The following is a 6,232-nucleotide window of genomic DNA, read 5'->3' as shown; positions in this document are numbered from 1 at the left end:
AAACTCATCTCCGCTCTCAAACAAGGCGAGCACCGTCTGAATGGCGGCCATGCCGGAGCTGAACGCATAGCCTTGGTCGCCGCCTTCCAGTCTCGCGATTGCTTCTTCGACGATTTTGCGCGTGGGGTTGCCGGTGCGGATGTAGTCAAACCCAGTCGACTCTCCGATGCCGGCATGGCGGTAGGCGGTGGAAAAATAAACCGGCGGGTNGACCGTCCCCGTCACCGTTTCGCTCCGGTTGCCAATTTGCGCTAACAACGTCTCCAGTTTCTCCATCTCATCTCTCTCCTTCTGCTGAANATTCCATCATGGATCAACGGCCGACCACTTAATGCCCAACGAAGCACCACTGTCCGTTGGGCAGCGGCCAAGCGCCTTCGTCCGAAACCGCCTCGCGGTTGATGGAAGCGGCCGCTTGAGTAAATAAAAAAAGTCTTCTAAGAAGAAGACTTTTCCATACGCACATGGTCATGCTTCTTCTTATCTGCCGAATTGAATGCTCAATTCGCTGGATTTAGCACCTGGCCGCCGGGCGGCTGGTTGCTGAAGCTTCATTGGGCCAGTTCCCTCCGCTTCTCTTGATAAGAATGGGACGCGTATTCAATTTTTTTAAATTTAATAAAAATGTAACGCATTCCCCACGTTTTTGCAAGCCATTTTTTTGTCAGCGGTGCGATTCGGCAAATTCGCGAAAAATTCGAGCCCTTCATTAACATCTTTGGGCGCAAATATGTTACAATAACAGATGAACTTACGCTTTCATGGAGGATGGTCATGGCGACAGCAACAGGAACGATGCGCGACTGCAAGTTGTACAGCGGAGAGCTGCAAGAAGAAATCGAACTGCTCATCTACTTGCCAAGCAATTTTTCGCCGCTTTACAAATATTCTTTATTAATCGCGCAAGACGGCAAAGATTATTTTATGTATGGAAAAATGAAAACCGTCATCGAAACGCTGATGGCAGAAGNAACAATCGACCGGACGATCGTCGTCGGCATCCCGTATCGGAACGTCAACGACCGCTACGAGAAATACCACCCGGAAGGACGAAAGCACGAAGCATACCTTCGTTTTTTAGCCCATGAGCTCGTCCCGTTTTTGGACCGCGAACTGCCGACATACCAAATGGGCAAAGGCCAGGCGCTGATCGGCGATTCGCTCGGCGGAACGGTGTCGCTTCTAGCCGGGTTGTTGTATCCGCATACATTTGGGAAAATCGCCATGCAGTCCCCCTATATCGATGACTCGGTATTGGCGCGCATCCGCTCATTCCGCGATCCATCGCTCCTTTCGCTTTACCATTCTGTTGGCACAGAGGAAACAGCGGTGAAAACGACGGATGGCCATGTGCGCGATTTTATCACCCCGAATCGAATGGCGCGGGACTTGTTTATGGAAAAACGGTTTGCTTATACGTACCATGAGTTCGAAGGCGGCCATGCGTGGACGTATTGGCAGCCGGATGTACCCCGGGCCGTAGCCGCTGTTTTATCATTATAGGACAAAACGGAGCAACTTCAAAGATGTCGAAGCCGCCGCATCCATTCCGTGCGTTTCCTGTGCATGGAAAAAGAACTGGTTCAAGGAGGGAAAACAAAATGAAGTACGGCATTGTGATCTTTCCGCCAAAACGGATTCAGGACTTCGCCAACTCGTACCGGAAACGGTACGACAGCCATTACGCCCTCATCCCGCCGCATATTACGCTGAAATACCCATTTGAAGCGGATGAGGAGCAAATAAAAAAAATGGCGAAAGAGTTGCGCCGCATTGCGGCGGAAACACCTCCCATTCCGATCAAAGTGACGAAATTCAGCTCGTTTTACCCGACAAGCAACATCATTTATTTGAAGGTGGAACCAAACGACGTGCTCGAGCGCCTTCATGAACAACTGCACAGCGGCTTGTTCGCCGGAAAGCCGGAGTTTGTGTTCGTGCCTCACATTACGATCGGCCGCGATTTGCCGGGCGCAGAATATGCGGACGTCTACAGCCAGCTGAAGCTGCAAGATGTGCACTTCGAGGAGACCGTCGACCGCTTCCATCTTCTCTATCAGCTGGAAAACGGCTCGTGGACCGTCTATGAAACGTTTATCGTCGGAGGAAAGGAAACGGTCTGAGATGAACATTGCGATTGGCACAACGCAAGATCGCGCTTTGTACGAAGACGCCTTGCGCGTCCGCCGGCTCGTATTCATTGAGGAGCAAAACGTGCCGGAAGACGAGGAAATCGACGCATTCGAGGACGACTCGTTCCACCTCGTCCTGTATGATGGCCAAACACCGGTGGGTGCTGGGCGACTCCGTTTCATTGACGAAGGCGTCGGCAAAATCGAGCGCATTTGCGTCCTGCCGTCCTACCGCGGCCGCGGCGCCGGACGGATGGTGATGGAAGCGATCGAACAGCTGGCGAAAACAAAAGGGGCGAAAACGGCGAAACTGAACGCCCAGACGCACGCAGAACCGTTTTACCAAAAGCTCGGCTATACGACCGTCTCCGGCGTCTTTATGGACGCCGGCATCCCACATGTCACGATGGTGAAATCGCTCGAATGATGGCCATAGAACAGCCTCGTCTACACTGATCCAAGGCTTGGGATCATCGAACATCGTTTCGCTCTCCTGAGCCAAGCAGAGCAAAAGGGAGCTGTGCGCACGCAAGCTCCCTTTTGCTTACTTTTTGTTGTTCAGCATATTGGCGATCGTATTGAAATCAATTTGCTTGCCGTTATGGACGATCGCCTTGACGATTTGATCCTCAAGTTCTTTTGGCACTTTCCGGTTGGCAATTTGCGCCACCCGCTTCACCACTTGGCGCACCGTTTTTTCATCGCTGAAATTGGCGTTTTGCAGCGAGTTGGCGAGCTCAAAAACGTCTTTCATATTGACACCTGTTTTCTTTTCGATGTTTTTAAAAAATTGCTGATCCATCGTTCCGCCTCCTTCTCCCTGCTATATCGTATGATGCTCCCGCCTCGGCGTGCATCAAATTAGGGAAAGAAAAATACGAGCCGCTCCGTGGCGCCGAAACGGCCCGTATCCCTTTCGCTTTTTCCGTTAGGCGACAAATGCCGCGCCGACAATAATCAACAAAATGAACAACACGACAATCAGCACAAAGCCACCGCCATAGCCACCGCCATAGCCGTAGCCGTAAGGATAACCATAACCGCAGAAGCCCATCATAATGTGCACCTCCTTCTCCGTTTACTGTATCGTATTCACCGGCTTAGCGGGGCGTATGGGCGCAAAGGCCATTTTGTCATCCAAATCGGCGGAACAGCTCGGCAAATTCCCGCTCCTTTTTCGCAAACCATTGCTCGATGTAGTCTAAGTTGCCTTGCACACTTTTTAAAAATCCATTGTTCAATTTTTCGATTTCTTGCAACTGTTTGTTAAAGTCCTTTCCCCATTGTTCAAACAGGCGGATGAACGTTTCATGCCCTTCTTTGCGTGACGCAACCCAACCTTCGAGCGCCTTTTCCAGTTCTTTGCTCACACTTTCCCCCCCCCTTTCTTACTGTTGTATGCAAAAACGACTGCCCGAGGTGAAGGCATCCCCGTTCTTTTTTTGCCTCGCCATATGATAAAGTAAAGATGAACGTCAACATGAAAGGGAGGAAACGAATGTGAAACGCATTGAAACAGTGGAGCAATTCGAGGCGGTCATTTCCGGTGATAAACCAACGATCATCAAGTTTTACACAACTTGGTGTCCGGACTGCGTGCGCCTCAATATGTTCATCGATGACATCGTTCGCGACTATAGACAATATGATTGGTTTGAAATCGACCGTGACCAGTTTCCGGAACTTGGCGAGAAATACCAGGTACTTGGCATCCCGAGCCTGCTTGTCTTCCGCAACGGAAAAAAAATTGCTCATCTGCACAGCGCTGACGCCAAAACGCCGGAAGAGGTGCGCGCCTTTTTGCAGTCCCTGCCGGAGTAAGACGGGGCGGCATCCTTGCCTCGCCAGAGAAGAAGGGCAACAAAAAGAGGCTGTCCGAGAAGGAAGCTTTCCTTCTCGGACAGCCATGCGAATGAACAGACAGCTCCTTATGGATCGCCGATTGTGGAAACGGAAGCCGTCAATATTCAATTTCGTCGTAGTCTTTCGGCTGGCGCGTCAGCTGCGGGCTGTCAAACATCAATTCAATCGAAATTTCCTCATCGGTCGTCCGCGTCCGCTCGGAGCGGTCGTTTGGTTTCAATTGGACTTGAATTTCCTCATCCGTCGTTTTTATCCGTTTGTCTTCCATCGTCTTTTCCTCCTGTGTCATCAGTTTCGCAAGAGCGGTTCGACTTTTTGCACAAGCTCTGCCATTTTTGCGGCGTTTCGTTCATACAGCGCCTTCGCCTCTTCGGAATTCGTCTGCAACGCATACAGCTCCAGATCAGCCTGCACTTTTTTCATCGCGGCCAAGAGCAGCTTTTTCTCCTGCGGCTCGGCAATTTGGATCTTATCATCGTACAAATCGATCGTCAGCTGTCCGTATGAATCGACTTGGGCGAGAAACACATTTTCAATCGCCACTCCTTGTTTGTCAAGCTGTTCCTTCAGCCAGCCGCGGCCAAGCCCCATCGTAGCGAGTGGCTCATCCAAAATCATGCCGTCCATAATGACCGTTTGCGGCTCTTTTTCCCGCGGTGGGTTTGGGAACACATCTCCGACGGTGAGCGGCTGCTTTTCCCGCTTCAGCAACACGTTCAAGTCGCCGTTTGGCTCAAGCACCGCAAACTCGACGTCGGCGACGCGGAACACATCTTTTTTGCGCAGCTGTTCGAGCAGCTCGTCAACCGTATATTTCTCCCGTTTCAAGTTTTCCTCTAAAATTTTGCCGTTTTTAATAAAAACCGTGGAATTGCCCTCGACAAAATCGCGAAATTTCTTGTTGCGCAGCGAGAGACGAGCGACAGCCACTGGAAACAGCGACCAAATCAAAATGCTGGTGATGCCTTCTTGCAACGAAATTCCTAAATCGACCGACATCGTTCCAGCGATATCGCCGACGGTAATGCCGACGATGTATTCAAAAAACGACAATTTTGATAATTGCTTTTTGCCGAGAATGCGGGTGATAACAAACAACCCGATTAAAATGCAAATCGAACGAATGGCGGTTTCTAACCATATAGGCATCGATCATGCTCCTTACTTTCCGTGGTATTGCGGCTCTTCGAACTCGAGCCGGCCGATCCGGTCTTTGATGTCCGCGATGATCTCCTCTGTCGCAAGCATCGCTTCATGAAACGTCCGTTGCGCCGTTTCATCCTGGGAAGTGAGCGCCAGCTGTTGCAGCCCAGCGTGAATGCCTTTTAAGCTCGCCAACGTTTGTTTCACCTGCGAAGCAACGGTCATGGAAGATCCCTCCTATCCTTTCGGGCGGAACAAGAGCGCCCCGATAAACCCAAAGACGATCGCCGCGGAGATGCCGGCGCTCGTCACTTCAAACATGCCGGTCAATACGCCGATAATGCCGTGTTTTTCCGCCTCTTGCATCGCGCCGTGAACGAGCGCGTTTCCAAAGCTCGTAATCGGAATCGTCGCCCCGGCGCCGGCAAAATCAATGAGTGGCTCATACAAACCGAATCCATCCAAAATCGCCCCGACGACGACGAGAATCGTCAACGTATGCGCAGGTGTCAGTTTAAACACATCCATCAAAATTTGCCCGATCACGCAAATCAGCCCGCCGACGACAAACGCCCAAAAAAACATAGCCAACACGCTACGCCTCACCTCCATACTCGATCGCCACCGCGTGGGCGATGCATGGAATCGTCTCGTTTTGCTGGAACGATAGCGGCGACAATAGCGCTCCTGTCGCGACTGCCAAAATGCGCTTCAGCTCGCCGCGCCGCATCCGTTTGATGAGATGCCCGTAAACGACAACGGCGGAACAAGCCGCCCCACTTGCGCCGGACAAAACCGGCTGCCCATCGCGGTAAATGAGCAGTCCGCAATCTTGGTAGCGCTCTTCATCGATGTCAATGCCGTGCTGACGCAGCAAGTCAAGGGAGACTTGGCGTCCGATTCGCCCTAGATCGCCGGTGACGATCAAATCGTAATACGATGCATCGATTTGCATGTCGCGCAAATGCGCCTCAATCGTATCGACCGCCGCCGGCGCCATCGCCCCGCCCATGTTGAACGGATCGGCGATCCCCATATCCACAACGCGGCCGATCGTCGCTGCCGTCACGCGCGGCCCGTCCCCTTTCGGGCTG

At 51.9% G+C, this 6,232-nt stretch carries 12 protein-coding genes, 3 pseudogenes and 1 riboswitch; of the genes and pseudogenes, 5 read left to right on the top strand and 10 right to left on the bottom strand.

All coding sequences use genetic code 11. The annotated features are described in order from the left end of the window. Together VU18_RS19115 and VU18_RS21025 are read right to left on the bottom strand one after the other, a co-directional pair. Positions 1 to 209: pseudogene (locus VU18_RS19115) on the bottom strand (PLP-dependent transferase); the annotation flags it as partial. Between the two features lies 1 nt (position 210). After that, the coding region (locus VU18_RS21025; RefSeq protein WP_255351073.1) for a hypothetical protein at positions 211 to 276 on the bottom strand (66 nt) is incomplete at its 3' end. 201 nt (positions 277 to 477) lie between these two features. Further along, positions 478 to 588, bottom strand: a riboswitch (SAM riboswitch). 186 nt (positions 589 to 774) lie between these two features. Between VU18_RS21025 and VU18_RS19110 the strand changes: the two are divergent. The 4 genes and pseudogenes from VU18_RS19110 to VU18_RS03690 all read left to right on the top strand — a co-directional run. Beyond that, a pseudogene (locus tag VU18_RS19110) lies at positions 775 to 970 on the top strand (alpha/beta hydrolase-fold protein); the annotation flags it as partial. A 1-nt stretch (position 971) separates the two neighbouring features. Further along, on the top strand, positions 972 to 1,503 hold a 532-nt coding region (locus tag VU18_RS03700), incomplete at its 5' end, for an esterase family protein (protein ID WP_236687271.1). Between the two features lie 98 nt (positions 1,504 to 1,601). Then, the gene (locus VU18_RS03695) at positions 1,602 to 2,123 is read left to right on the top strand and encodes a YjcG family protein (protein WP_011230365.1); all 522 of its coding nucleotides are present in this window, start codon (positions 1,602 to 1,604) and stop codon (positions 2,121 to 2,123) included. Between the two features lies 1 nt (position 2,124). Then, positions 2,125 to 2,559, top strand: coding sequence for a GNAT family N-acetyltransferase (locus VU18_RS03690; RefSeq protein ID WP_011230364.1), 435 nt, complete (start codon positions 2,125 to 2,127; stop codon positions 2,557 to 2,559). 117 nt (positions 2,560 to 2,676) lie between these two features. On the opposite strand, the gene VU18_RS03685 is transcribed toward VU18_RS03690, so the two are convergent. From VU18_RS03685 to VU18_RS03680, 3 genes are all read right to left on the bottom strand, one after another. Further along, the gene (locus VU18_RS03685) at positions 2,677 to 2,934 is read right to left on the bottom strand and encodes a stage VI sporulation protein F (RefSeq protein WP_011230363.1); all 258 of its coding nucleotides are present in this window, start codon (positions 2,932 to 2,934) and stop codon (positions 2,677 to 2,679) included. 126 nt (positions 2,935 to 3,060) lie between these two features. Next, positions 3,061 to 3,189 carry a YjcZ family sporulation protein gene (locus tag VU18_RS17195; RefSeq protein WP_013146038.1) on the bottom strand — a complete coding sequence of 43 codons (129 nt, stop codon included), beginning with the start codon at positions 3,187 to 3,189 and terminating at the stop codon, positions 3,061 to 3,063. A gap of 76 nt (positions 3,190 to 3,265) precedes the next feature. Beyond that, positions 3,266 to 3,502 carry a hypothetical protein gene (locus VU18_RS03680; protein WP_011230361.1) on the bottom strand — a complete coding sequence of 79 codons (237 nt, stop codon included), beginning with the start codon at positions 3,500 to 3,502 and terminating at the stop codon, positions 3,266 to 3,268. 130 nt (positions 3,503 to 3,632) lie between these two features. Between VU18_RS03680 and VU18_RS03675 the strand changes: the two genes are divergently transcribed. Beyond that, on the top strand, positions 3,633 to 3,953 hold the full coding sequence (locus tag VU18_RS03675) for a thioredoxin family protein (protein ID WP_011230360.1): 321 nt from the start codon (positions 3,633 to 3,635) through the stop codon (positions 3,951 to 3,953). A 139-nt stretch (positions 3,954 to 4,092) separates the two neighbouring features. Here the strand turns inward: VU18_RS03675 and VU18_RS18310 are convergent, their stop codons facing one another. The 5 genes and pseudogenes from VU18_RS18310 to VU18_RS19105 form a co-directional block, all read right to left on the bottom strand. After that, the gene (locus VU18_RS18310; RefSeq protein ID WP_011230359.1) at positions 4,093 to 4,263 is read right to left on the bottom strand and encodes a hypothetical protein; all 171 of its coding nucleotides are present in this window, start codon (positions 4,261 to 4,263) and stop codon (positions 4,093 to 4,095) included. A 20-nt stretch (positions 4,264 to 4,283) separates the two neighbouring features. Then, the gene (locus tag VU18_RS03670) at positions 4,284 to 5,144 is read right to left on the bottom strand and encodes a DUF421 domain-containing protein (protein ID WP_013523193.1); all 861 of its coding nucleotides are present in this window, start codon (positions 5,142 to 5,144) and stop codon (positions 4,284 to 4,286) included. Positions 5,145 to 5,156: 12 nt separating this feature from the next. Beyond that, entirely contained in the window at positions 5,157 to 5,363 is a 207-nt protein-coding gene (locus VU18_RS03665; protein ID WP_011230357.1) for a DUF1657 domain-containing protein, read from the bottom strand. 12 nt (positions 5,364 to 5,375) lie between these two features. Next, positions 5,376 to 5,732, bottom strand: coding sequence for a stage V sporulation protein AE (spoVAE, locus tag VU18_RS03660; RefSeq protein WP_013146042.1), 357 nt, complete (start codon positions 5,730 to 5,732; stop codon positions 5,376 to 5,378). Position 5,733: 1 nt separating this feature from the next. Then, a pseudogene (locus VU18_RS19105) lies at positions 5,734 to 6,232 on the bottom strand (stage V sporulation protein AD); the annotation flags it as partial.

It is taken from the genome of Geobacillus sp. ZGt-1, assembly GCF_001026865.1.
Taxonomy (GTDB): Bacteria; Bacillota; Bacilli; order Bacillales; family Anoxybacillaceae; genus Geobacillus; species Geobacillus thermoleovorans.
The sequence above is the reverse complement of the archived record's forward strand: the minus strand, read 5'-3'. Positions and strand labels throughout refer to the sequence as shown.